Annotated in this window: 23 protein-coding genes; 9 read left to right on the top strand and 14 right to left on the bottom strand. The window is 71.9% G+C overall.

The features are described from left to right. Window positions 1-112: 112 nt before the first annotated feature. On the bottom strand, window positions 113-658 hold the full coding sequence (locus ACWD4A_RS16250; RefSeq protein ID WP_451194293.1) for an N-acetyltransferase family protein: 546 nt from the start codon (window positions 656-658) through the stop codon (window positions 113-115). Window positions 659-720: 62 nt separating this feature from the next. Beyond that, entirely contained in the window at window positions 721-981 is a 261-nt protein-coding gene (locus tag ACWD4A_RS16245; RefSeq protein ID WP_451194291.1) for a UBP-type zinc finger domain-containing protein, read from the bottom strand. 56 nt (window positions 982-1037) lie between these two features. On the opposite strand from ACWD4A_RS16245, the gene ACWD4A_RS16240 reads away from it, so the two are divergent. Beyond that, the gene (locus ACWD4A_RS16240) at window positions 1038-2636 is read left to right on the top strand and encodes a Na+/H+ antiporter (RefSeq protein WP_451194289.1); all 1599 of its coding nucleotides are present in this window, start codon (window positions 1038-1040) and stop codon (window positions 2634-2636) included. Window positions 2637-3066: 430 nt separating this feature from the next. On the opposite strand, the gene ACWD4A_RS16235 is transcribed toward ACWD4A_RS16240, so the two are convergent. Then, window positions 3067-3993 carry a 1-aminocyclopropane-1-carboxylate deaminase/D-cysteine desulfhydrase gene (locus ACWD4A_RS16235; protein WP_451194287.1) on the bottom strand — a complete coding sequence of 309 codons (927 nt, stop codon included), beginning with the start codon at window positions 3991-3993 and terminating at the stop codon, window positions 3067-3069. Between the two features lie 31 nt (window positions 3994-4024). Beyond that, window positions 4025-4615, bottom strand: coding sequence for an N-acetylmuramoyl-L-alanine amidase (locus tag ACWD4A_RS16230; RefSeq protein WP_451194285.1), 591 nt, complete (start codon window positions 4613-4615; stop codon window positions 4025-4027). Between the two features lie 166 nt (window positions 4616-4781). Between ACWD4A_RS16230 and ACWD4A_RS16225 the strand changes: the two genes are divergently transcribed. Beyond that, a complete protein-coding gene (locus ACWD4A_RS16225; protein WP_451194309.1) occupies window positions 4782-5693 on the top strand; it encodes a glutaminase in 912 nt (303 codons plus the stop codon). Between the two features lie 21 nt (window positions 5694-5714). Here the strand turns inward: ACWD4A_RS16225 and ACWD4A_RS16220 are convergent, their stop codons facing one another. The 3 genes from ACWD4A_RS16220 to tatA form a co-directional block, all read right to left on the bottom strand. Then, window positions 5715-6653 carry a beta-ketoacyl-ACP synthase III gene (locus tag ACWD4A_RS16220; RefSeq protein ID WP_451194283.1) on the bottom strand — a complete coding sequence of 313 codons (939 nt, stop codon included), beginning with the start codon at window positions 6651-6653 and terminating at the stop codon, window positions 5715-5717. Window positions 6654-6846: 193 nt separating this feature from the next. Then, entirely contained in the window at window positions 6847-8220 is a 1374-nt protein-coding gene (locus tag ACWD4A_RS16215; RefSeq protein ID WP_451194281.1) for an alkaline phosphatase, read from the bottom strand. Between the two features lie 96 nt (window positions 8221-8316). Then, the gene (tatA, locus tag ACWD4A_RS16210) at window positions 8317-8577 is read right to left on the bottom strand and encodes a Sec-independent protein translocase subunit TatA (protein ID WP_451194279.1); all 261 of its coding nucleotides are present in this window, start codon (window positions 8575-8577) and stop codon (window positions 8317-8319) included. 177 nt (window positions 8578-8754) lie between these two features. Here tatA and ACWD4A_RS16205 point away from each other — a divergent pair, with 177 nt between their 5' ends. Continuing rightward, window positions 8755-10239, top strand: coding sequence for an LCP family protein (locus tag ACWD4A_RS16205; RefSeq protein WP_451194277.1), 1485 nt, complete (start codon window positions 8755-8757; stop codon window positions 10237-10239). Window positions 10240-10370: 131 nt separating this feature from the next. After that, a complete protein-coding gene (locus ACWD4A_RS16200) occupies window positions 10371-11729 on the top strand; it encodes a hypothetical protein (protein WP_451194275.1) in 1359 nt (452 codons plus the stop codon). A gap of 303 nt (window positions 11730-12032) precedes the next feature. Here ACWD4A_RS16200 and ACWD4A_RS16195 read toward each other — a convergent pair whose 3' ends face one another. Beyond that, window positions 12033-14741: an HAD-IC family P-type ATPase gene (locus ACWD4A_RS16195; RefSeq protein WP_451194273.1), complete on the bottom strand. Its 2709-nt coding sequence runs from the start codon at window positions 14739-14741 to the stop codon at window positions 12033-12035. Then, window positions 14725-15147, bottom strand: coding sequence for an ArsR/SmtB family transcription factor (locus ACWD4A_RS16190; protein WP_451194271.1), 423 nt, complete (start codon window positions 15145-15147; stop codon window positions 14725-14727). The genes ACWD4A_RS16195 and ACWD4A_RS16190 overlap by 17 nt, the downstream gene beginning before the upstream one ends. 240 nt (window positions 15148-15387) lie before the next feature. Between ACWD4A_RS16190 and ACWD4A_RS16185 the strand changes: the two genes are divergently transcribed. After that, window positions 15388-16245: an RNA polymerase sigma factor SigF gene (locus tag ACWD4A_RS16185; RefSeq protein WP_451194307.1), complete on the top strand. Its 858-nt coding sequence runs from the start codon at window positions 15388-15390 to the stop codon at window positions 16243-16245. 589 nt (window positions 16246-16834) lie between these two features. Here ACWD4A_RS16185 and ACWD4A_RS16180 read toward each other — a convergent pair. From ACWD4A_RS16180 to ACWD4A_RS16160, 5 genes are all read right to left on the bottom strand, one after another. Next, window positions 16835-17215, bottom strand: coding sequence for an ATP-binding protein (locus ACWD4A_RS16180; RefSeq protein ID WP_451194269.1), 381 nt, complete (start codon window positions 17213-17215; stop codon window positions 16835-16837). 61 nt (window positions 17216-17276) lie between these two features. Further along, window positions 17277-17654 (bottom strand): sensor histidine kinase, encoded by a 378-nt coding sequence (locus tag ACWD4A_RS16175; protein WP_451194267.1) that lies wholly within the window; start codon window positions 17652-17654, stop codon window positions 17277-17279. A 174-nt stretch (window positions 17655-17828) separates the two neighbouring features. Next, window positions 17829-18329 carry an NUDIX domain-containing protein gene (locus tag ACWD4A_RS16170; protein ID WP_451194265.1) on the bottom strand — a complete coding sequence of 167 codons (501 nt, stop codon included), beginning with the start codon at window positions 18327-18329 and terminating at the stop codon, window positions 17829-17831. After that, window positions 18307-18924 (bottom strand): peptide deformylase, encoded by a 618-nt coding sequence (locus ACWD4A_RS16165; protein ID WP_451194263.1) that lies wholly within the window; start codon window positions 18922-18924, stop codon window positions 18307-18309. Before ACWD4A_RS16165 ends, ACWD4A_RS16170 begins: the two co-directional genes overlap by 23 nt. A 5-nt stretch (window positions 18925-18929) precedes the next feature. After that, on the bottom strand, window positions 18930-19817 hold the full coding sequence (locus ACWD4A_RS16160) for a helix-turn-helix domain-containing protein (RefSeq protein WP_451194261.1): 888 nt from the start codon (window positions 19815-19817) through the stop codon (window positions 18930-18932). 233 nt (window positions 19818-20050) lie between these two features. Between ACWD4A_RS16160 and ACWD4A_RS16155 the strand changes: the two genes are divergently transcribed. Genes ACWD4A_RS16155 through ACWD4A_RS16140 form a run of 4 tightly spaced genes read left to right on the top strand, consistent with a single transcriptional unit; the run spans window position 20051 to window position 23998 of the window. Next, the gene (locus tag ACWD4A_RS16155) at window positions 20051-21208 is read left to right on the top strand and encodes a glycosyltransferase family 1 protein (RefSeq protein ID WP_451194259.1); all 1158 of its coding nucleotides are present in this window, start codon (window positions 20051-20053) and stop codon (window positions 21206-21208) included. Continuing rightward, on the top strand, window positions 21205-21909 hold the full coding sequence (locus tag ACWD4A_RS16150; RefSeq protein WP_451194257.1) for a hypothetical protein: 705 nt from the start codon (window positions 21205-21207) through the stop codon (window positions 21907-21909). The genes ACWD4A_RS16155 and ACWD4A_RS16150 overlap by 4 nt, the downstream gene beginning before the upstream one ends. After that, window positions 21906-23132 carry a hypothetical protein gene (locus tag ACWD4A_RS16145; protein ID WP_451194255.1) on the top strand — a complete coding sequence of 409 codons (1227 nt, stop codon included), beginning with the start codon at window positions 21906-21908 and terminating at the stop codon, window positions 23130-23132. The genes ACWD4A_RS16150 and ACWD4A_RS16145 overlap by 4 nt, the downstream gene beginning before the upstream one ends. Beyond that, window positions 23132-23998, top strand: a complete 867-nt coding sequence (locus ACWD4A_RS16140; RefSeq protein WP_451194253.1) for a glycosyltransferase family 2 protein — start codon at window positions 23132-23134, stop codon at window positions 23996-23998. Before ACWD4A_RS16145 ends, ACWD4A_RS16140 begins: the two co-directional genes overlap by 1 nt. The last annotated feature ends 30 nt before the right edge of the window (window positions 23999-24028 follow it).

The raw sequence follows: 24028 nt of genomic DNA, 5'->3' as shown, positions 1-24028 counted from the left end.
GGCACATGGTCCGGCTGCGACGCTATCGCGATCTGCGGTTCTGTGGAGCAGCCCCGCGACTGTCACTCATGGTAAACCCATGAGCACGGACAGTGGCTAGGGGCTTGCGGTCTCAAATCGAAAGAGCAGTCGCCTCGTTGGGATTTTCGTCACTCTGCGCGAGCGCCGCAAGAGTGTGGAGCGGTTCTCCGGACAGCCGTTGAGCCGTCCACTCGTGCATCGGCTCGGCGCCCAGCGATTTGTAGAACGCGATCGAGGGCGCGTTCCAGTCCAGCACTGACCACTCGAAACGCCGGTAGCCGCGGTCCACGCAGATCCGCGCGAGGGTGGCGAGCAGCGCCTTGCCGTGCCCGGCGCCGCGCGCCTCCGGCCGTACGTAGAGATCCTCCAGATAGATACCGTGCGTACCCGTCCAGGTGGAGAAGTTACGGAACCAGAGCGCGAAACCTACCGGGTCGCCCGCCGCGATCCCGCCCTCGACAACGGCTTCGTCACTCTCCGCTATCAGCGCGAAGACCGCCGGATCCGCCCCGAACAGGGCCTCGCCCAGCTGCTCCTCGGTCGCCTTCGCGTCCTCCAGCGCCCGTTCGTACGCCGCCAGTTCACGGATCATGGCGTGCACGACGGGAACGTCGGCGGGGGTGGCGGGTCGGATCATGTCTGCATGCTAGCGGTCGGCGGTGACAGCGCTCCGGCAACCGGAACACTCGCTGTCCGCCCTCAGACGATCCGCTGATGCGTGTAGCACCAGCGCCAGCTCTGCCCCGGCTCGAAGCTCCGCATCACCGCGTGCCCGGTCTCCTCGAAGTGGCCGGTCGCGTGCCGGTACGGCGAGGAGTCGCAGCAGCCCACATGCCCGCAGACCAGGCACAACCGCAGCTGTACGGGGTGGCTGCCCGCGGCCGCGCACTCCGGGCAGGTCGCGCTGCGCGGCTCGGGCTCGGGGCGCGGCAGCTCGGGAACGTGCGGGCACTCGCTCATGATTGCCAGACTAGAGCGCACTGCCGAGGGCTTCGAACGGAGAGTGGCCGGGACCGATGGACGTCATGCCACTGCTGATGCTGATCGCGGCCAGCGCCGCGGTCGCCGGGGCCGCCCGGCGCACCCCCGTGCCCGCGCCCCTGCTGCTCGTCGCCGTCGGGCTCGTCGCCTCCTACGTGCCCGGCGTGCCCGAGTACACCCTCGACCCCGGCATCGTGCTCCCGCTGCTGCTGCCGCCCCTGCTGCACACGGCCGCGCTCGACAGCTCGTACCTCGACCTGCGGGCCAACATCCGGCCCGTGGCCCTCCTCTCGGTCGGCTACGTGCTCTTCGCGACCCTCGCCGTCGGCTACGCCGCCTACCTGGTCGTGCCCGGACTGTCGCTCACCGCCGCGCTGGTGCTCGGCGCCGTCGTCGCCCCGCCCGACGCCGTCGCCGCCACCGCGATCGCCCGCCGCCTCGGACTGCCCTCCCGCATCACCACGATCCTCCAGGGCGAATCCCTGGTGAACGACGCCACCGCGATCACCGCCTACAAGGTGGCGCTCGCCGCCGCGGTGGGGGAGGGCGCCACCTGGGGCCAGGGCGTCCGCGAGTTCGCCCTCGCGTCGGTCGGCGGCATCGGGGTCGGGCTGCTGCTCATGGTGCCGCTGCACTGGCTGCGCAAGCGGCTGCGCGAACCCCTCCTCCAGAACACCCTCTCCCTCCTCATCCCCTTCGCCGCCTACGCCGCCGCCGAGGGGGTCGGGGCGTCCGGGGTGCTCGCCGTCGTGGTCGTCGCGCTCTACCTCGGGCACCGCTCCTGGCAGGTCGACTTCGCGACCCGGCTGCAGGAGGCCGCGGTCTGGCGGATGGTCGCCTTCATCCTGGAATCGGCCGTGTTCGCGCTCATCGGGCTCCAGCTCCCCGTGGTGATGCGCGGCCTGGGCGCGGGGCTGGGGCAGGCCGCCCTCTGGTACGCCTCCGCCGTCTTCGCCGCCGTCGTGGCCGCCCGCTTCGTCTGGGTCTTCCCCGCGACGTTCCTGCCGCGCGCGCTCTCCGCCCGCATCCGCGAACGGGAGCCCGACACCACCTGGAAGGCGCCGTTCGTCGTCGGCTGGGCCGGGATGCGCGGGGTCGTCTCCCTCGCCATCGCCTTCTCGATCCCCGTGACCACGCACAGCGGCGAGCCCTTCCCGGGGCGCACCATGATCCTCTTCCTCACCTTCACCACCGTCATCGGCACCCTGGTGGTGCAGGGCCTCACCCTGCCGCCGCTCATCCGGCGGCTCCGGCTGCCCGTCCCGGACGCGAGCGCCGAGACCCTCGCCGAAGCGCAGGCGCAGAGCGAGGCCTCCGTCGCCGCGGAGCGCCGCCTCGACGCCCTCCTCGCCGACTCCCGCAACGCCCTCCCCGACCCGCTCGCCGACCGCCTCCGGTCGGTGCTGGAACGGCGGCGCAACGCGGTGTGGGAACGGCTGGGGGCGGTCAACGAGGTGACCGGCGAGTCGGCGGACGACACGTACCGCCGGCTGGCGCGGGAGATGATCGGGGCCGAGCGGGAGGTTTTCGTGGCGTTGCGGGACGCGCGGCGCATCGACGACGAGATGCTGCGGACGCTTTTGCGGAGGCTGGACCTTGAGGAGGCCGCCGCTTACCGCGAGGAGTCGGCATGAGGCAGGCTGCTGCCCCTGCTTTTCGGGTGCCCCGCCGTTGCCTCCCCCAGGCTCCGTCCGGGAGGTACCCCCAGCGGCGGGCTTGTTCCCCAGCCCCGCCCCTTCCCGGAACCGGGGGAGTCCCCCGGCCCCCCCGCCTGCGGGCTGGTTCGCCGCCTGCGGGGCGTACCCCGGACCCCTCCGCCTGCGGGCCGTCTGCCGCCTGCGGCGGAGGCGGCCTGCGGCCGCGTCCTCAATCGCCGGACGGGCTGGATGTGCCGGCCGTGGCCTTGCATCCGCGGGCCACAGTTCTGCTGCCACGGTCCGTGAAATCAGCCCGTCCTGGGGGCACCTCCTGGGGGTCCCCCCGGACGGAGTCTGGGGGAGGTAGCTGGGGGAGTTTGAGGACAAGCGGCGGAGCCGCTTTGGGGGTCTGGGGGTCTCCCCCAGTTCAGGAAGGGATGCTCTCCGCCTCCGGGGCCCCCGTGACGACCGCCGTCACCATCGTGCCCCGGGCGAAGGCCCCTTCCGAAGCCAAGGCCGTCAGGCCGTACAGCATCTTCGCCACGTACAGCCGCTCCAGCGGCACCCCGTGCCGGGCCTCGAAATCCTCCGCGAACGACAGAAGCTCCTGGGGGACCCGCGCGTAACCGCCGCAGTGGAAGCGCTCGTCCAGCCGCCAGTCGCCCCGTGGGCCGCCGAAGGCCTCCTCCTGCAGGCGCGCTGTCTCGGCGCCCAGGAATCCTCCCTTGAGCACCGGGAAGCCGATCGCCCGCTGGGCCGGGGACAGCCCGGCCGCGAGGCCGGCGAGCGTGCCGCCGGTGCCGCAGGCGATCGCGACGGTGTCCGTGGTGCCGCGGAGCTCCCGGCCGAGTTCGGCGCAGCCGCGCGCGGCCGCCGCGTTGCTGCCGCCCTCGGGGATCACGAAGGAGTCGCCCGCGAGCGCGGCCAGGACGCCGGGCTCCGCCTTCCGGCGGTACGTGCCGCGGTCGACGAAGCGCAGCCGCATCCCGTCGGCGGCGCAGCGGGCGAGGGACCGGTTGAGGGGCCGGTCGGCGAGTTCCTCGCCGCGGACGATGCCGATCGTGGCGAAGCCCAGCAGCCGTCCGGCGGCGGCGGTCGCCCGCAGATGGTTGGAGTACGCGCCGCCGAAGGTCAGCAGCGTGCGGTGGCCCGCCTCGGCGGCGGCCCGCAGGTTCGGCTCCAGCTTCCGCCATTTGTTGCCCGGCAGTTCGGGGTGTATCAGGTCGTCGCGCTTGAGCAGCAGCCGTACGCCGCGGCGCTCGAACCGCTCGTCCCGCAGCTCTTCCAGCGGGGACGGCAGCAGCGGCCGCAGTGCGGCGAGTCCGCCGGAGGGGGTGGGGAGGGGGCTGGTCACGCCCCCATTCTCGCCGGGGCCGGCACGGACGTCACTTGAGCCGCTCGCCGACGCGTTCGCGCAGCCGGTCCATGGAGAAGCCGATGGGGTCCACCTTGCCCGGCCGCCATTCGAGGTGGCCGATGACGGACCGTTCGGTCCAGCCGTGGAAGCGGCAGATCGCGGCGGCCACCTGTTCGACGGCCATCATCTGCTCCTCGGGCCAGGGGTCCTTGCCGTCGCCGAGGTTGACGCATTCGAAGCCGTAGAAGTGGACGTTGCCGTCGGTGTCCGCCCAGCGGACGGGCGGCAGCCGCTTCTCCGAGATCACGGCCTGGAGCACGTCGCCGTCGCCGCCCCCGGCGTGGTTGGCACGGCCGCAGCCGACGAGGTGGATCCGGCCGTCCTTGGCGATGACGCCGTGACAGAGGGGGCCGGGGAGCGCGGCATAGCCGTTCCAGCAGAGGCGTACGGTGGCCTCGGTGCCCGAGGAGGCCGTGTGGTGGATCATGACGCCGTTGACGGGACCCCAGGGGCCGTGTCCGGCACGGTTGTGGTCGCGCCAGCCGTCGACCTCGACGACCGTGGCGCCCTCGCGCTTCAACGCGGCCAGGAACTCGTTCGCCGACATGGGTGGGGCCATGCCGCCCTCCTTGCGCAACCCGGTGGCATACGCCCGACGCGTAGGCCGAATGACCCCCTTGTACCCAAAAGTTCGCAGGTGGGCCGGGCGTTCGGATATCGTGCGAGCCGATCCGGCCTTCGGCCGAAAATCTCATCGTCGACATGGAAGCGTGAGACTCGGGACAGTGGATTACCAGGCCGTTCTCGAAGAGGTCGCCGCGTTCGCGCGGCCGCTGGTCGGACGTGGGCAGGTGGCCGACTACATCCCGGCCCTGGCGGGTGTCGACACCGAGCAGTTCGGGATGGCCGTCGCGGACGTCGACGGCGGGGTGTACGGGGTGGGGGACTGGCAGCGGCCGTTCTCCGTGCAGTCCATCTCCAAGGCGTTCAGCCTGGCGCTCGTGCTCGCCGAGGGCGGCGGGCAGATCTGGGAGCGGGTCGGAACGGAACCGTCCGGAAACCCCTTCAACTCCCTGGTGCAACTCGAATACGAGAACGGCATCCCCCGTAACCCCTTCATCAACGCGGGCGCCCTCGTCGTCACCGACCGGCTGCAGACCCTGACCGGCGACGCCAGCACCACGATGCTGGAGTTCCTGCGCGCGGAGAGCGGCAACCCGGACGTCGCCTTCGACCCGTCCGTCGCCGCCTCCGAGACCGAGCACGGCGACCGCAACGCCGCCCTCGCGCACTTCATGGCCAGCTACGGCAACCTCGACAACCCCGTGCCCACGGTGCTGGAGCACTACTTCTGGCAGTGCTCCATCGAGATGAGCTGCCGCGACCTGGCCCTGGCGAGCGGTTTCCTCGCCCGGCACGGGCTGCGGGCCGACGGCACGCGGCTGCTGCCGCGCCGGGAGGCCAAGCAGGTGAACGCCGTCATGCTGACGTGCGGCACGTACGACGCCGCGGGCGACTTCGCCTACCGGGTGGGGCTGCCCGGCAAGAGCGGCGTCGGCGGGGGCATCGTGGCGGTGATACCGGGCCGCTGCACGCTGTGCGTATGGAGCCCGGGGCTGGACACCCGGGGCAACTCGGTGGCGGGCGTGGCGGCCCTGGACCACTTCACCACCCTGACGGGCTGGTCGGTGTTCTGAGCCTCCCCCGGGGAGAAGCCCCTACGGGCAGCGGATGACCTGGCCCGCGTAGGAGAGGTTGCCGCCGAAGCCGAAGAGGAGGATCGGCTCGCCGGAGGCGACCTCGCCCCGGGCGACGAGCTTGGAGAGCGCGAGCGGGATGCTCGCCGCGGAGGTGTTGCCGGACTCGGTCACGTCCGTCGCGACGACGGCGTTGACCGCGCCCAGCTTCCGCGCCACCGGTTCGATGATCCGCAGGTTCGCCTGGTGCAGCACCACGGCCGCCAGGTCCTCCGGCCGGATGCCCGCCCGCTCGCACACCGAGCGGGCGATCGGCGGCAGCTGCGTCGTCGCCCACCGGTAGACGGACTGCCCCTCCTGCGTGAACCGGGACGGGGTCCCCTCGATCCGTACCGCGTGGCCCATGTCGGGCACCGAGCCCCATACGACCGGCCCGATCTCCGGTTCGGCGGACGCCGTGACCACCGCGGCCCCCGCGCCGTCGCCGACCAGCACACACGTGGTGCGGTCGGTCCAGTCCGTGACGGCGGTGAACTTCTCCACCCCGATGACCAGGGCGCTCGTCGCGGCCCCGGCCCGGATCGCGTGGTCGGCGCTGGCGAGCGCGTGGGTGAAGCCCGCGCAGACGACGTTGAGGTCCATCACGGCGGGGGACGGCAGCCCCAGCGCGGCGGCCACGCGTGCGGCCGTGTTGGGGCTGCGGTCGACCGCCGTGCAGGTCGCGACGATCACGAGGTCGATGTCGGCCGCGTCGAGGCCGCTGTTCGCCAGCGCCTTCGCGGCCGCGTGGCCCGCCATCGAGGCCACGGTCTCCTCGGGCCCGGCGACCCGGCGCTCGTGGATGCCGACGCGCGAGCGGATCCACTCGTCACTGGTGTCGACCATGCTCGCCAGCTCGTCGTTGGTCAGCACCTTGGCCGGCTGGTAGTGGCCGAGGGCGAGGACGCGGGATCCGGTCATCGGCGGTTCCTCCTGCGAGGCGACGGGCGGTGGGTACGGAAGTGCCAGTCTCGACGCTGTGGGGCCGCCGCGGGGTGTGTGATCCGCCAATGTTCTGCCCGGATAACTGGCACAACCCGCCGGGCCCGGCCACGACCGGCGGCCGGACCCTACCGTCGCCCCACCATCGCCCCACCGTCCTACCGAACGGTAATCAGCGCAGCGACAGCGCCGTGCGGATCGTGGTGAACAGCTGGGTCTGGTCGGTGACCCCGAGCACGCGCTCCGCCTGCGGGCCCTGGGCCGCGATGCGCACCTGGGTACCAGTGTGCTCCTGCGACTTGCCGGGCGTGTTGGTGGAGTAGTTCACCTTGAGCTGCCCGCCCTCGTTCGTGACGAGCGTCGAGGACAGCCCCGGCGGGGTGGCCTCCAGCGGCACGATCTGGCTGCTGTGGCCGTGGTCGGCCGTCGTCACCACGAGGGTGTCCGGGTGCTCGGCGGCGTACGCCCGCGCGACCTTCACCGCGCGGTCGAAGGCTGCGGTCTCGCCGATCTGGCCGCAGGGGTCGGCCGCGTGGTCGCGCTTGTCGATCGACGCGCCTTCGACCTGGAGGAAGAAACCGTTCTTCCTGTCGCCCCGCTGCTTGGCCTCCAGCAGCTGGAGCGCCTTGCGGGTCTGGCCCTCCAGGCTCGGCGTACCGGCCGTGCGCTCGGGGTTGCCCGTCACACAGCGCTGCGGGTCGGTGCCGCCCTGGGCGGCGGGCTTGCCGGTCCACTCGACGGGGACGTTGCCGGGGGCGAACAGACCGAGGACGGGCTTGCCGGAGCGGGCGTCCTTGAGGCCCTTGTCGTCGGTCACCACCTGGTAGCCGAGCTTCCGCGCCTGCTCGGTGACGGTCATGCCCCGGTACGGGCCCTCGGTGATCTTCTGGTCGAAGCGCGCCTTGCCGCCGCCCAGCAGCACGTCGACCTTGTGGTTCACGCTCTGCTCGGCGATCGAGCCGGGGCCGCCCTTGGCGATGGTGTCGGTGGGGCAGGCCTTCATGTCGGCCGGGCCCTGGCAGCTGCGGTCGGTGGCGTGCGAGGCGAGCACGGCCGGGGTGGCGTCGGTGAGCTCGGCGGTGGTGACGCTCCCGGTGGCCAGGCCGTTCTTCTGCGCCAGCTCCAGGATCGTGGTCATCGGCCTGTCGGTGCCGGGCGTCTTGGATATCCGGCCGTTGACCGTCTTGTGCCCGGTCGCCCAGCCGGTGCCGCTGGCCGCGGAGTCGGTGACGTAGTCCGGCTTGCCGTCCTTGTCGACGGAGTACGTGGTGTACGCGCCGGTCAGCGGGAAGGCGTCCATGTTCAGCCGGCCCGCCGCGCCCACGGTGTAGTCGCGGGCGAGGGTGATCTCCGAGTCGCCCATGCCGTCGCCGATGAGCAGGATGACGTTCTTGGCCTTCTTGGGGCCGTGGCCCGCGGCGATCGCGGAGACGTCCGACGTGCCGCCCGACTGTGACGCCGACGCCGTGGCCGGTACCGCGACCCCGGCGACGAGCAGTGCGGCGGCGCCCCAGGCGAGACGGCGTCCGTACGGGCGAGAACCCATGGTGTTTTCCTCCCTCGGTGACCCGGCGGAATGCCCGGCCGGAGGAAGCTCACCAGGGGAGGGTGGAGCGCAGGGAAAGAAGGAGTGACCCTCAGGTCACCGGGAGCTGTCGACGGGGCTCGCGGGGGTGCCGTTGGCGCTGGGCGTCACGGTGGTGGGGGTCACGACGGTGGGGGGAGTGACGGGAGCGGCCTCGGTGCCGCCCTCGTCCTTCATCGCCTTGGCCTCGCTCTTGAGGATGCGCATGGACTTGCCCAGCGCGCGGGCGGTGTCGGGCAGCTTCTTGGACCCGAACAGTACGACCACGACGAGTACGACGACGAGGATGTGCCAGGGCTCCAGGGCGTTGCGCAGCATTGACGGATCCACCTCTCTCTTCCGCGTTGAGTTCCGGCTTGAGTTCCACCGGCCTTCTGTATGACGGCCTGCTTCACCATACTTGCTAGATTGCGCAACTGGACAACCCAAGCTTGTGCTCGTCCGTCTATCCGGTCGAGGGACGGTGGACCGGGGGATGAAGATGAGGGCTCGAATATGACTGGCACCCGAGGTACGCGTGTGCATCGCCGGGCGCGGACCCTCTCCCTCGTGGCGGTGTCGTTCGTGGTCCTGCTGGCCGCGGGGGCGGGCTGGTTCTACTTCAAGCTCAACGGCAACATCAGCACCTTCGACGCGGACGGCCTCTCCGACAACCGGCCCGGAGCCGGTGCCGCCGGGCAGAACGTCCTGGTCATCGGCTCGGACTCGCGCTCGGGGGACAACAGCAGGCTCGGCGGCGGCGAGGGCGACGTGGGCCGCTCGGACACCGCTTTCCTGCTGCACGTGTACGGCGACCGCAAGCACGCCATCGGCGTCTCCATTCCGCGGGACAGCCTGGTCGACATCCCGCCGTGCCGGAAGCCCGACGGCAGTTGGACGCGGGAACAGACCAGAGTGATGTTCAACTCGGCCTTCTCGGTGGGGGATTCGCCCAAGGGGAATCCCGCCTGTACGCAGAACACCGTCGAGCGGCTCACCGGTCTGCGGGTGGATCACACCGTCGTCGTCGACTTCGCGGGTTTCTCCTCGATGACCTCCGCCGTGGGCGGTGTCCAGGTGTGCGTACCGAAGGACGTCTACCAGGGTGACCTCAATCCGAACCTCGGCGAGCGCGGCGACCTCCTCTTCCGCAAGGGGCAGCAGAGCGTCTCGGGCCAGAAGGCGCTGGACTACGTGCGCGTGCGCCACGGGATCGGCGACGGATCGGACATCGGCCGGATACAGCGCCAGCAGGCCTTCGTCTCCGGCATGATCAAGAAGGTGCGGTCGCAGGGCTTCAGCCCCACCACCCTGCTGCCGCTGGCCGACGCGGCCACCAAGTCGATGACCGTCGACCCCGGCCTCGGCTCGGCGGAGAAGCTGCTGTCCTTCGCGATGTCGCTCAAGAACATCGACCTCCACAACATCAAGTTCATCACCGTGCCCTGGCGTTACGCGGGCAACCGCGTCGACATCGTCGAGCCCGACGCCGGCGCCCTGTGGGCCTCGCTGAAGGCGGACCGCACGATCGACGGCAAGGACGCGGGCAAGAGGAGCGGCAAGGGGTCTGAGGCGACTCAGGCCGAGGCGGAGGCCAGGGCCCCGGCCTCCGGCAAGGGCGTGACCGTGCGCGTCGCCAACGGGACCGCGGTCGACGGCCTCGCCGCCCGGGCCGCGGCGGACCTCGAGGGGCGTGGCTACACCGTCGCCGACACCTCGACCGCCGAGGCCCAGGACCGGTCCACCACCGTGATCGAGTTCGGCCCCGGGCAGGCGGACAACGCCCGGACCGTGGCCCGGCTCTTCCCCGGCGCCTATGTGCGGGGGAGTGCCGCGCCCGGCATCTCGATCGTTCTCGGTCATGACTACGCCGACGGTCCGAAGCCCGCCTCGTCCGCCTCGCCCTCCCCGGCACCGTCGAGCGGCGCGCTGCCGGCCGACATGGCGGAGAAGGCCCGGTCGGCGGACGACGACCCCTGCACCAACCTCTCGTACGGCTGACCGGTGAAGGAAGGGGGCGGAGAGCGAGTGGGGAACCGAGTGCCTGATTATTCCGTTTTGGTGGTAAGCGCAGAGTGAGTCCTGTGAGCCCGAGAAGTTCCATGAGCAGTCCGTCTCCGAGGAGCAACGCCATGCCCGCCATCCCCCGGGCGCTGCCCAGGCCGCTGCTGGCCCTGATCGCCCTGTTCGTGCTGGCCGGAGCGGCGCTGTACGCGTCGCCGTCCGCCCACGCCGACACCGGCACCGGGCTGGACGCCGCGGCCGACGTGCTGAAGAAGGGCCCGGTCTATGTCGACCCCCGGGCCGCCGACCAGCTGCCCGCCGCCGACGCCGACGCGCTGGCGAAGAAGATCCAGGACGCGGGCAAGCCGGTCTTCGTCGCCGTGCTGCCCGCCACCTCCGACTACCCCAAGGCGACGGTCATCCAGGACCTGCGCACCAAGGTCGGGGTCGCGGGCGTCTACGTCGTGCACCTCGGCGACAAGATGAACGCCGCCGCCGACCGGAGCGTGATGTCCCGGAACTCCGTCCGCAACCTCCTCGGCTCCGTCGAGCGCTCCGGCGGTGATGCCAAGACGCAGCTGACCGCCTTCGTCGACCAGGCCGACAAGCAGGCCAAGGGCCGCGAGCCGGACTCCTGGAGCGGCGGCTCCTCCGGCGTCGGGGCGACCGGGCTGATCACCGGCGGCGCCGTGATCGTCGCCGGTGGCGCCGGTGCGTACGCCCTCTACCGCCGCAACCGGAAGAAGCGGGAGGAGCGCGAGCGCGCCGAGCTCGACGCCCTCAAGGTCGTCGTCGACGAGGACATCACCGCCTTCGGCGAGGAGCTCGACCGGCTCGACTTCTCCCCGTCCGAGCCCGGCGCGGACGACGCGATGCGCAAGGACTACGAGGAGGCACTCGACGCCTACGAGGAGGCCAAGTCGAAGATGTCCGCCGCGGCGAAGCCGCAGGACGTCACGGCCGTGACCGAGTCCCTGGACAAGGGCCGCTTCGCCCTCGCCACCCTCGCCGCCCGCCGCACCAGGTCCCCGCTGCCCGAGCGGCGCCTGCCCTGTTTCTTCGACCCGCGCCACGGGCCGTCCGTCCAGGACGTCGAGTGGGCCCCGCCCGGCGGCGCCGTCCGCACGGTGCCGGCGTGCGCCGCCGACGCCGCGCGGATCGCCGACGGCGAGGAGCCGATGTCCCGCACGGTCCAGACCGACCACGGCCCGCAGCCGTACTGGAACGCCGGGCCCGCCTACGCGCCGTGGGCGGGCGGCTACTTCGGCGGCGGCCTGCTGCCGGGGCTCCTCGTGGGCACCATGCTCGGCAGCGTCTTCAGCGGCCCGGCCGCGTACGCGGCGTCGCCCGACGGCGGCGGGCCGGAGGGTGGCGACTACACCGGCTCCGACTTCAACTCCGACGACTTCTCCGGTGGCGGATGGGGCGACGGCGGCGGCTTCGGTGGCGGCGGGGACGGTGGCGGGTTCGGGGGCGGTGACTGGTAGCCGGTCGCCCGGCTGCCTCGCCGTTGTCGTGGGCTGCTCGCCGTTGCCTCCCCCAGCCTTCGGCCGGGGGGACCCCCAGCGGCGGGAGCGGCCTGCGGCCGTGTCCTCAATCGCCGGACGGGCTGATTTTGCCGGCCGTAGTCCGCAGCCTGCGGGCAAATTCAGCCCGTCCGGCGTTTGAGGACACCGCGCGGAGCGTGGTCGGGGGTCTGGGGGTCTCCCCCTCACGCGGCGGAGCCGCACATCGACACTGCGGGAAGGGGCGGGGTGGGGAACAAGCCCGCCGCAGGCGCCACGTACCGGTCAGGCAGGTGCGACGTTGTCGGAAATACGCCGCGCCGCCAGCGCGAGAGCAGAGCCATACGCCGCCAGAACCACCGCCATCAGCCCGTAATAGAGCGGCGGCAGCACCGTCATCCCCAGCGCGGGCCCCAGCGGGGACACCGGCAGCAACAGCCCGAGCACCGCCAGCCCCGCCGCCGCCCACCGGATCGGCTCCGGCATTCGCTTCTCCGCCGCATCCCGCCCCGCCCGCAGCAGCAGCATCACCAGCGCCTGCGTCAGCAGATTCTCCGTGAACCACCCGGCGTGGAACGCCGCCTGGCCCGCCTCGTCGTCGAAGGACCGTACGGCCAGCGCCAGCACCCCGAACGTGGTCAGGTCCGCCACCGCGTTCAGCAGCCCGAAGCCCGTCATGAAGCGGAAGAGCGCGCGCGGCCGCAGCACCGCCGGGCGCCGCAGCGTGTGCGCGCCGGGGCGGTCGAAGGCCAGCGCGAGCTGCGCGGCGTCGAAGCACAGGTTCTGCACGAGCACCTGCGCGGGCAGCATCGGCAGGAACGGCAGCAGCAGCCCGGCCGCCAGCATCGCGATGACGTTGCCGAGGTTGGAGGAGAGGGTGATGCGCAGATAGGCGGCGATGTTGCCGGTGCTGCGCCGCCCGGCCAGGATCGCCCGGTCCAGGGACGTGAGGTCCTTCGAGGCGAGCACCACATCGGCCGCCTCGCGCGCCACGTCCACCCCGTCGCGCGGGCAGACCCCGACGTCCGCGGCGTGCAGCGCGGCCAGGTCGTTGACCCCGTCGCCGAGGAAGCCGACGGTGTGCCCGCCGTCCTCCCGCAGCGCCCGGACGATCCTCGCCTTGTGCTCGGGCGCGCACCGCGCGAACACGGTCGTACGGGCGGCCAGCCGGGCCAGCTCCGGTCCGTCCAGGCCGTCGAGGCGGTCGCCGGTGACGACCTCGCCGGGGTCCAGGTCCAGCTCGCGGCAGATCCGGGCGGCGGTCCCCGGGTGGTCGCCGGTGAGGACCTTCACGGCGATGCCCCGCCGCGCGAGCACGGCGAGCGCCTCGGCGGCGGTCGGGGCGAGCGCGTCGCGCAGCCCGACGAAGCCGAGGAAGGTCAGGCCGTGCTCGTCGTCCGGGGTGTACGGGCGGGCGCGCGCGGGCCGTTCGGCGACGGCCACCGCGAGCACCCGCAGCCCGTCGGCGGCGAGCGCCTCCGCGCGCCGGAGCAGCCGGTCCCGCCCCTCGCCGTCGAGGGCGCCGTCCGCTCCGCGCGCGCAGCGCCGCAGCACGTCCTCCGGGGCGCCCTTGACCACCAGCGTGTGCACCGCGACGGGCGCGGGCCCGTCGGCGAGCGCGCGGACGTTGCCGGGCGTACCGGCCCGGCCGGGCTCGTACCGGGCCGGGCCGCGCACGACGGCCGTGGCGATCCGCCGCCCCGGCCCGCACGGCAGCGCGGTCACGCCCTCGACGCAGTCCGCGCCGGGCACCCCGTCCCCGCGCGCCTCGTCCGCGTCGAGGATCGCCTCGTCCAGGGCGTCGGGCGCGGGCAGCTCCGCCAACTGGAGCGTCCACAGGGCGTTGACGGCCGCCCAGTGCAGGACGGCCGGATCGTCCCGGCCCTCGCCGTCGACCGCGCGGTCGACGACGGGCGCGTCCTGGGTGAGGGTGCCGGTCTTGTCCACGCACAGCACGTCGACCGCGCCGAGGTCGTGCAGGGCGGGCAGTCGGCGGACGATCACCTCGCCGCCGCGCGCGAGGAGCGCAGCGCCGCGCGCCAGCGCCGACGTCACGACGACCGGCAGCATCTCGGGCGTCAGCCCCACCGCCACCGCGACGGCGAACGGCAGGGTCTCCAGCCCGCGCCCGCGCAGCAGGGCGCCCGCGATCAGCACGAGCGGCGCGGTGAGCAGCATGAACCGCACGAGCGTCCACGCGATCCCGTTCACCGAGCGGTCGAACGGGCTGGCCGCCCGTCCCCGCCACCCGTACGGCTCGTGGTCCCGGCCCGGCAGGGCGCCCGACAGGAGCGTGTCCGGCCCCGTCGCGGTCACCACGCCCGTACCCGTGCCGGAGACCACACTGCTGCCCTGGAAACAGCGGTGGGCGTCGCGGTCGGCCGGGTCCCGCGCGTACTTCGCCACCGGCGTGGACTCGCCCGTCAGTGCGGCCTCGTGGACGGTGAGGCCCGTGGCGCGCAGCAGCCGCAGATCGGCGGGGACCAGGTCGCCGGGGGCGAGCAGGACGACGTCGCCCGGCACGAGCTCATCGACCGGCAGTTCGCGGGTCAGCGGCTCCGCGTCGGCCGTGGGCCGCCGGCGGACCGTCGCCGTGGTGGCGATCAGCTCGCGCAGGGCCGCGGCCGAACGGTCGGCCCGGTGCTCGCCGGTGGACCGCAGCGCGCAGCTCACCGCCACCAGGATCGCGATCACACAGGCCGTGCCCCACGCGGACAGCACCGCCGAGACCAGCCCGAGGCAGAACAGCACGGCGGTGAACGGGTCCCGGAGACTGTGCGCGAAGCGGCGCGGCCAGGACGCCGGGCGGCGGCCGGGGAAGACGTTCTCCCCGTGGCGCGCGAGCCGCTCCTCCGCCTCCGCCTCCACGAGCCCGCGCGGGCCGCTCCCCAGGGTGCGCAGGACTTCGAGGGCGGTGCCGCGCCCGGTCACCGTGCCCTCGTACGCGTCCTCCTCAGCCGCCGCCGCGGCAGGGTCCTCAGGCGCCCAGACCACGGAGGTGCCCGGAACCGGCACGCGACGCGGACGCGCCGGCGAGGCCTTCCGCACCGGTCCTGCGGTCGGCGAGCTGGCCGACCATCAGCCGTACGATCGTGACCACATCAGGGTCGTCCACCAGATACACCACGCGGCGCCCCTCGCGCCGGGACCGCACCAGCCCCGCCAGCTTCAGCTTCGCCAGGTGCTGGCTGATGGCGGGCAGCGCCCCGCCCACCCGCTCGGCGAGCCCGCTGACATCGCTCTCGCCCTGGGACAGCGCCCAGACGAGGTGCAGCCGCGCCGACGAGGCGAGCAGTCCGAACGCGGCGGCGGCCTCCGACAGGACCTCGGGGGAGGGGTCGCCGAAGCCTTCGCCGAAGCCCCCTTCGAAGCTTCCGGCGTTTCCGACTCCTGCGGCCACTGTCGCTCTCCCGTCCCTGTCGGGCTTCCCGGCGCCCGGCACGACCAGTTTAGGCGGGTCCGCACAGACGAACGGGCGGACAGGCGCCGCGGGCCCCGGTGGCCGGGACGCGGCCTTGCGATTCCGCTTTCTTCGCCCTGGGCGAAAGGGAGAGGCATGCCTTCCGGGTCCCCGGGTAGGCGGGCCGACGTCGGCAACGGAATTGGGGAGGACGACGTGACCACTACGGCAGCATCCACGGTGACGGCGGAGCACGCGGCGGCCGCCCGGCCGCGGTGCGCGGAAACGGCCGGGGGACTGCCGTACATCGAGGACGCGACCGCCGTGGCACCGCGGGACGCCCGGACGCTGTCCAGGCTCTTCCTCGACCGGCTCGCCGAACTGGAGGAGGGCACCCACGCCCACCAGTACGCGCGGAACACGCTGATCGAGATCAACCTCTCGCTGGTGCGCTTCGCCGCCTCCCGCTTCCGTGGCCGCGGCGACCAGATGGAGGACATCGTCCAGGTCGGCACCATCGGGCTGATCAAGGCGATCGACCGGTTCGACCTCTCCCGCGAGGTGGAGTTCACCACCTTCGCCGTCCCCTACATCGTGGGCGAGATCAAACGGCACTTCCGGGACACGACCTGGTCCGTCCACGTGCCGCGGCGGCTCCAGGAGCTGCGCGTCGAACTCGCCAAGGCCACCGGCGAGCTGTCCCAGGGACTCGACCACGCGCCGACCCCCGGCGAGCTCGCCGAGTACCTCGGGATCAGCCGGGAGGAGGTCGTCGAGGGCATCGTCGCCAGCAACGGCTACACCGCGGGCTCGCTCGACGTGCCGGTGGACGACGGCTCCGAACAGTCCCGTACGACCTACGCCGACCGGCTGGGCGAGCTCGACCCCGCCCTGGAGGGCGTCGAGAACCTGCACGCGCTCAAACCGCTGGTCGCCGAACTGGACGAGCGCGAGCGGCAGATCCTGCGGATGCGGTTCGGCGGGGAGATGACGCAGTCGGAGATCGGCAAGGAGCTGGGCATCTCCCAGATGCATGTGTCGCGCCTCCTGGCGCGGATTCTGGCCCGTCTGCGGGTGGGTCTGCTGGGACTGCGCTGAGCGCTCCGCTTACGGTCACTCGACCGCGGGCCGTCGGTGGCCGGTCGCGCCCACGCGGCGGAGCCGCGGACCGGAGCTTCCCCGCGCCCCTTCGGGGCGCGATACCGCAGCGGACTCGCGGAAGTCCGCTCAAGGCGCGGTCTGTCCGTGGCAGGGCTTGCGTCGGCCGGTCCGTCCTGCCACGACGCCTGCGGCGGCTGTGCCGGCCCGTCGGCCCGCTGGACTGCCGGACTGTCCGATGTCGGCCGCGGATGCCCGTGCGCCAGGACCGTGCGGGCACCGCACCGCTGCGCCGCTGAACCTCAGCCCCGTCGGCCGTAGACCCGTCGGCATCGACTCGACAGCCGCCGCCCTGTTGACCGCGGACCCGCGTACTGCCGCCCTGCCGGTCACTGACCATCAAGCCGCCAGCCGCCAGCCGCCAGCCGCCAGCCGCCAGCCGCCAGCCGCCTGCCGCCGAGGCGCCAGCCGTCGACCGCCGACTGCCGAACCGTCGACCGCCGAACCGCCGACCGCCGAACCGTCGACTGCCGACCGCCGACCGTCGACTGCCGAACCGCCCACCATCGAACCGCCGGCCGCCAGGCCGTCACGCATCGGACGGCAGCGCGGGCGACGGCCAGCTCGCCCGGACCGTCTTGCCCGACGGTGCCCGGTCCACGACCTCCAGCCGCGGCGCCAGCCGCTCGATCATGTGCCAGCCCAGCCCGCCGCCCCCGGACAGGTCCGGCGGCCGCGGTTCCGGCGGTCGTGGACTGGCGTCGGCGATCTCCACCACCAGCCGCCCCTGCGCGGCCCGTACGCACAGCCGCCACCAGCCCCCGGTGTGCCGGATCGCGTTCGCGACCAGCTCGGAGACCACCAGGACGACGGCGTCGAGGTCGGCCCACGGGCAGTGCCGCGCCAGGAACTCCGCCGTCGCGCGGCGGGCCCCGGCGGCGTCCCCGTACGGGGATTCGATGACGACCATGGCGGCTCCTTGTCTCCTTGCCAGGCGCATACCCAGGGATCGTCACCCCATGACCGGAAATCTACGGCTGTGGCGCGATGGGCAGGGCGATGGTGAACCGCGCCCCCCGATCCGCTTCCGTGATCTCCAGCGTGCCGCCGTGGGCGGTGGCGATCTGATGGGCGATGGCGAGCCCCAGCCCCGTACCGCCCGCGTCGCGCGTCCGGGCGTCGTCGAGCCGGGTGAAGCGCTCGAAGACCCGCCGCCGGTCGGCGGGCGGGATGCCCGGCCCGTCGTCCTGGACGTGGACGACGGCCCGGCGCAGGGCCGCGTCGTGCACGACGTGGACGGCGACGGAGCGGAGCGCGTGCCGCTCGGCGTTGTCGAGGAGGTTGCACAGCAGCCGGGCGAGCAGTGTCTGCTGGCCGTGCACGACGAGCGGTCCGGGCGCCGAGTCCACCCGGAGGGCCGGCCGGGCGGGGCGGCGGCCTGTTGCGATGGGTGCTGTGGGTCGCTGACCTGGCCCTTTGCCGATTGCTGGCGATGGGGTGTGACGGCCCTGATCGAGTGTCTTGCGGACTGTATGTGGACTGCGGGGACCGGCGAGTTCACTGCGCCGCGCCCTCGCAATCGCCTACTTCCAGCCGCCCAGCGACACCTGGGGCCCGCCGCTGAGGTAGCGGTGGAGAGCGCTGGCGGTGGTCTCCACGAATTCCTCGGGGATGGCGTCGGCGTCGACCCAGCGAACTTGGGCGTGCTTGCGCGGTTCGCGGTTCTCGGGTTCGCCAGCCCACTCGTGGGCGACGAACACGACCGTGAGGAAGCCGTTGGGGGCCTCCACGCCCCAGGCGCCGTGGATGACGTGGGCGACCTCGAGCGCGTCCGGTTTCACGACCATGCCGGTTTCCTCATACAGCTCGCGGACGGCCGTCTCGGTGATCGGCTCGCCGGGCTCGCTCTTGCCGACGGGGAGGTCCCACTTGCCCTTGGCGAATTTGGCCTGGTCGCTGCGTTGGAGGGCGACCACGCGGTTGGTGGCCTTGTCGTGGACGATGACGGCGGCGACCAACAGTGTCATGGACTCCAGAGCGGGCTTGAGCGCCTTGGACCGGTCATTGGTTGTCGGCTGGGCCACGGGGGTCCCTTCGTCGGCCGGGGCAGTGATCGGTGGTGCCCTGCTCGTATGCCCAGGCCCGGCCCGTCTGCCGATACTCCTCCACGGGGATCGGATCGACCCCGGTTCTCATACGCGCGGTGTACAGCAGGCCGCCGAGATGGTCGATCTCGTGGTGGATGAGACGGGCAAGGCCGCGTTCGTACACGGTGGCCACGGATTCACCGGTCAGGGCCGTGGTCTCGACGGTGATCTTCAGGGGCCGAGGGACGAGGCCACGGACGTCGAAGAAGCTCAGGCAGCCCTCGTACTGCTCGTCCATCGCGTCGGAGTGGTCGGTGATCTGCGGGTTGAGCAGGATGACGGCGGGGACGTCGTCGGGCGGTTGGACGGCGGCGGCGGCGCGGGCGATGCCGATCTGCGGGGCCGCGAGGCCCATGCCCTTGGCGAAGGGGTGGGCTTGGCCGATCCGCTCCATGGCTGCGAATAGCTCATCCGCGATGCGCTCGGCCTCCTCACGCTCGGCTGGCAGATCGAAAGGGCGGGCCGGTTCGGCGAGGATACCGGCGCCGTGCTGGACGACGCCGAGGTCTCGCATGCGCTGGCTGGGCCGCACGTCAATCACCTGAACTCCCCTTGATCGGTATTGCGTTCGGGCCGTGCCCTGAATCGCCATTCAAGACGGTACCGAGCGTGCAGGGCGGGTGTGGCCGTGACCCAAGCGAACTGGCGGAGCTCACCGTTGTCGCTGAGGACTGGCGGGGTCCGCAGTGGGGAGGCTTCGGCGGTCATGGAGGTCTCGGTGCCCCACACGATCGGGTCGAGGGCGGCGGGGAAGACGAGCTGGACTTCCAGTTGCTCGGTGGGCAGGCGGACGGCCCGTTGGAACCAATTCCCCCATTTGTTGTCGCCGACGGTGTAGTCGTACTCGATCCACACGGACTCGCCGGGGTAGAGCGGGAAGCGGCCCTGTTCGTTGTCGAACAGCAGCCAGACCTCCTTGAAGGCGTCTCGGTCGTGCTTGGCTTGCCAACGCATCGACTCACCGCGGCATGTGGCTGTCAGGCCAAGTTCGTCCCAGGTCAGCGGGTGAGCCCTGTAGTGGGCATTGGACCGCTCGGGGTCGCCGGGGTAGCGGTCGACGGAGACGCGGATCAGGTAACGGGTGACCGGCTCGTCGCCGGTGTTCCGCAGCCGTCGCCGCATGGTCAGCTGGTAGGAGTGGCCGTCGTAGTGGAGGCGGGCGGCGTCGTGTTCGACGACGAGGGCGGAGCCGGTGGCGTATGGCTGCTCGGGCCTGCGCGGGGCCGGCGGGGTTGCGGGAGAGCGCCGGGTTCGGGTCCTGGTCTGTTCGTAGTCGCACCAGCGTCGCCAGATCGCCTTGCCGGCGTTGAGGGCTTCGTCCGCCTGCCGGGCGAACTCCTCGCTGGGCTTGTGGCGGCCGGATTCGATGTGACTGACGTAGGAGGGGTCGAAGCCCATGGTCTGGGCGAGTGATCGTTTGGACATACCGCGTACTTCTCGCCAACGCGCCACCTCCGCCGCGAAGTTCTCTGCCGCCTGCTCGGCAGTGATCTCTTGGTCCTGTGCGTCCATCGAAGCCCCGCCCTGCGTCATCGTTGGTGAGCATGAGTGAACCGTGAGTGATCCCAGTTCATCATCCCGTCACGGCCGGCGTCGCCGGTTTCCTTCCCTCACCGCCCCGGATCGACCCGTCCGGGCAGACGAGGAAGGCCACGTCCATGCGCGTGCTGTACCTGCTCAACATCTCCAACCCCGATCGGCTGTCTGCTGATTCGGGCTGGATCTTCGCGGACCTGCTCACCCCAGCCCTGGCGGATGCCGACGCGGAGGTGACCGTTGCGGCTCCGGCTCCGGCCGGAGATGGCCGCTGCGGCTTCCACCGCACTGGGGTGCCGGGGACGAAGTACCGTGCCCGGTTCTCCACGGACATCGACGAGTTGGTGGACCTGATCCGTGAAACGAGGCCGGACGCGGTGGTGGCCAACCAGATCGAGGAGGCCCCGGCCGTCCGCACTGCCTTGCTGGAGGCCGGGTCGGACGCGCTGCTGGCTGGGTACTGCCACTACCTGCCGCTCTCCTTCGGCGACAGTGGTCAACTCCTGCTCGACCCATCCCTGGACGATGCCGGACTCGGGCGGCCGGTACTGCTGACCTTCGCCGCCGGGCTGGCGACTTGCGACCGGGTGATGGTCCACTCCTCCACGGCCGCCTCGTGGGTGTCGGCCGCCGCCGCCCGCATGACGGTCGACCTCGGCGAGAAGCTACGAGTCGTACCGGCCCCGCGCGACGAGCGCTTGGTCCGCGACCCGGCATCTGCCCACCGCCGCCAGGACGCTGGGGCGATCGGGATCTACAACCACCGGCTTTACGCGCACTACGGCACCGGGCAGTTCGTGAACCTCGCCCGCTACCTGGTGGCCTCCGGCACGGTGCGACTGCGGGTGATGGACCTGTTCGGCAAGCGCCGAGCTGCCCGGACGGGCCTGGACGACAGCCCCGAGAAGATGCGCGACCAGCTCGCCGCCTTGCCGAACGTCCAGGTCGTCTCCGACCGGGGGGACCGCGTCCTCTACAAGAACCTGCTGGCCGGCGCCCGCTTCGGCATTGCCCCCTTCCGGTCCGGCTGCCCCTGGTCCATGTCCGTGATCGACTGCCAGGGCATGGGCCTGCCGGTCATCGCCCCGCGCCTGGGCTGGCTCGCCGAGCACGTCGACCCTGAGCTGTGCTTCACCACCACGGACCAGGCCGTCGCTTTGGCCGAACGCCTGGCCACGGACGAGGAGTTCTTCAGGCTTCACGCCAAGCGTGCCCACGCCTCCACGGCCGGCTTCGCCCCTGCCCTGGTCGCCGCCCGCTACCTGGAGGCCATCTCGTGACCGAGTTCGACGCGGTCTTCCTCTCCTACGACGAGCCGATGGCGGGCGCCCTGCATGCTCGGCTCCAGCGCACCCTCGGTGGCACGGTGAAGCGCCTGCACGGCGTGCACGGGATGCGCCGGGCCTACCGGTTGTGCGCCGAAGTCGTCGACCGCGAGCAGTTCTTCCTCGCCGACGGCGACTTCGCCATCGACCCCGACTTCGCCCCGGCAGCGGTCGAACCGCTGGCTGAGGGGGTGTCGATGCGGGTGTGGCAGGCGATCAACCCGATCAACGGCCTGGCCTACGGCTACGGCGGGCTGAAGCTGCTCCGCCGCAGTGCACTGCGCGAGATGGGCCAAGCCGTCGACGTGCTCGCCGCCTTGCCCGGCCGTATCGAGTTCGCTGGCCAGAGCGCGGGCATCACACGGTTCAACCAGAGCCCTTTCCATGCCTGGAAGGCTGGTTTCCGCGAGTGCGCGATGCTCGCCCGCGGCAGCGAGTACGGCATGGCCGCCGACGACGCCCGACAGCGGGTGGAGGCATGGACGGCCAACCAGGACGGGGAGTTCGCAGCCTACGCTGCAGCCGGTGCCCGTGAGGGCGTCGCTTTCGCCCGCGGGGCTGCCCGCGAGGCGGAGCGGTTCGAGCACCTCAATGACCCGTCGTGGCTGCGGACTCGGTTCGCTGCCGCCCACGGCGATCAGGCGGTCTCAGGGTGACCGGCCCCCTCGTGCTCATCGAGCCGTACGCGCACCGCCTGGGCGGGCACCACCAGCGCACGCTGGTGGCTCTCGCCCAGGCTCGGCCCGGCAGCTTGGTCATTGCCCCGCACGGGATTGCCCGGGAGGCGGTCATGGCCCTGCGCGAGGTCGGCACACGGCTGGTGACCGCACCGGCCGGACGCCAAGCAGCCGTCTTGCTGGCCGCCTCGCGCCTGGCGGCCGGGCTCTCCGCGATCGGGCAGCGGATCTTCCGCTCACACCGCTGGCCCCGCGTGGTGCGGCGACTGCCGCACCAGATGACCCTGGTTGTCCGTCTCCTTGCGGAAGCGTCCGCGCTGCGGACCGCCCGGTGCCTTGAACCCGGTGCCCAGGCGGTCGTGATCCTGACCGCGAGCGAGGCCCTGCACGGCGCTGCGGCTCTCCTCGGTGGCCTGCCGCACCTGCGGTTCCTTCACGAAGCGATCACCACCGAGGACGCCGCCTTACGGCTGCTCGGCCGGCTCGCCCGCTGCGGCGAGAAGCGGGTGACCGCGGTCTACCCGACCCAGGCCGTACGCGATCAGTTCGCCGTGGCTTTCCCCCAGTTGCCTGCGGCGGTACGGGCGTTCGCGGTCGATGACGGCCAGTGCCTGACCGACGGCGAACGCGACGGGGCCAGGACGGCTTTCGATATCCCGTCGGCCGAGGCCGTGGTGTGCCTGGTGGGTGGCTGGTGGCCGTACAAGGACATCACCACTGTCGACGCCGCCCTGTCCCGCCTGAGGGAACCCCTGCACCTGGTGGTCACCGGTGACCCGCTCGACGAAGCCGTCCTGGACCGGTGGCGGTCGCTGCCCAGCCTCCGCCTGCACACCGTGCCGGGCCCCGTCGGCGAATCGGTGCTGCGGCTGGTGTACGCAGCCTCCGACGCCACTTTGGTCGCCAGGCACCTTGGAGTGGAGAAGGAGTCCGGGCTCGTGATGGACGCCGTCCGCTTCGGCGTTTCCCTGATCGTCTCCGACCATGACCTTGGTCTCACTGCCCGCCTTCGTGGCCAGCCCTGGGCCCTGACCTTTACCGTCGGCGACCCCGACAGCCTCGCCGACGCCCTGCACACCGTGGTCCACCAGCCGCCCGAGCGGCCCGGCCCCGAGGCGCCGGGGCTGCTGGGGATGTGGTCGGCCGCTGAACAAGCCGACTTCCTCACCCGAACTTTCGCCGGATTGCGAACGGAGTCCTGATGCTGAGCACGCCTCCTGCCCTGATCGCCGTCATCGGCCCCGTCGAGCCGCCGCTGATGGCCGCTTGGGTTTGCCACTACCGGCACCTGGGTATCGAGCGCTTCCTCATCGCTTTCCACTTTCCCGAGCACGTCACCGACCGGCTCCGGCACGAGCTCCAAACCGTCTGCCGTGAGCTGGGCATCATCCCCATCGGGACGAGCATTGGGCCATGGCACGAGCACACCAACACTCAGCTTCGAGACGCCCTCCGCCAGACAGCCGGGCCGGGATGGCATCTGCTCGCCGACGCCGATGAGTTCCATCAGTACCCCACCCCGCTCGGTGAGGTCATCGTCCAAGCGGAGAAGGCCAGGCTCCGTGTGGTGGGCGGCCTGATGCTGGACCGCGTCGCCGCCAGCGGACGTCTGACCGGCTGGCGGACCGAAGGTGGCCTCGATCTCGCCTATCCGTTGGGCGGCCACCTCACCCACCGGCTCCTGCACGGTGATCCCCGCAAAATCGCCCTCGCCCGCCACGATGTTGCCGTCGCCTCCGGCAACCACCGGGCCCCAGGCCACCGCCCGGACGCGGACCGCATCTGCGCGGTTCACCACTTCAAGTGGCGCTCGGGCATCCTGGATGACCTCCGTCGCCGGGTCTGCCACTTCTCCTCCGGCACCTGGCTGGAACACACCCCTGCTGTCCGTGACGAGGCCAGCCGCCTGCTGGCCCACGTCCGTCAGCACGGCGGCGTGATCAACATCGGCGATCCGCGGTTCGCCTTCCGTCGGGTGAACCTGGAGACGACGCCTCACGGCTGGTGCGCCGAGGCTCGCAGCATCTATACGACCTGGCGGCCCCATGTGCACACAGGCCAGGATTGAGACGACAATGCCCATGGTCGCGGATAGCTC

Source organism: Streptomyces sp. NPDC002537 (assembly GCF_053594975.1).
Note: the sequence above shows the minus strand (reverse complement) of the source record. Positions and strands in the feature narration are given on the sequence as shown.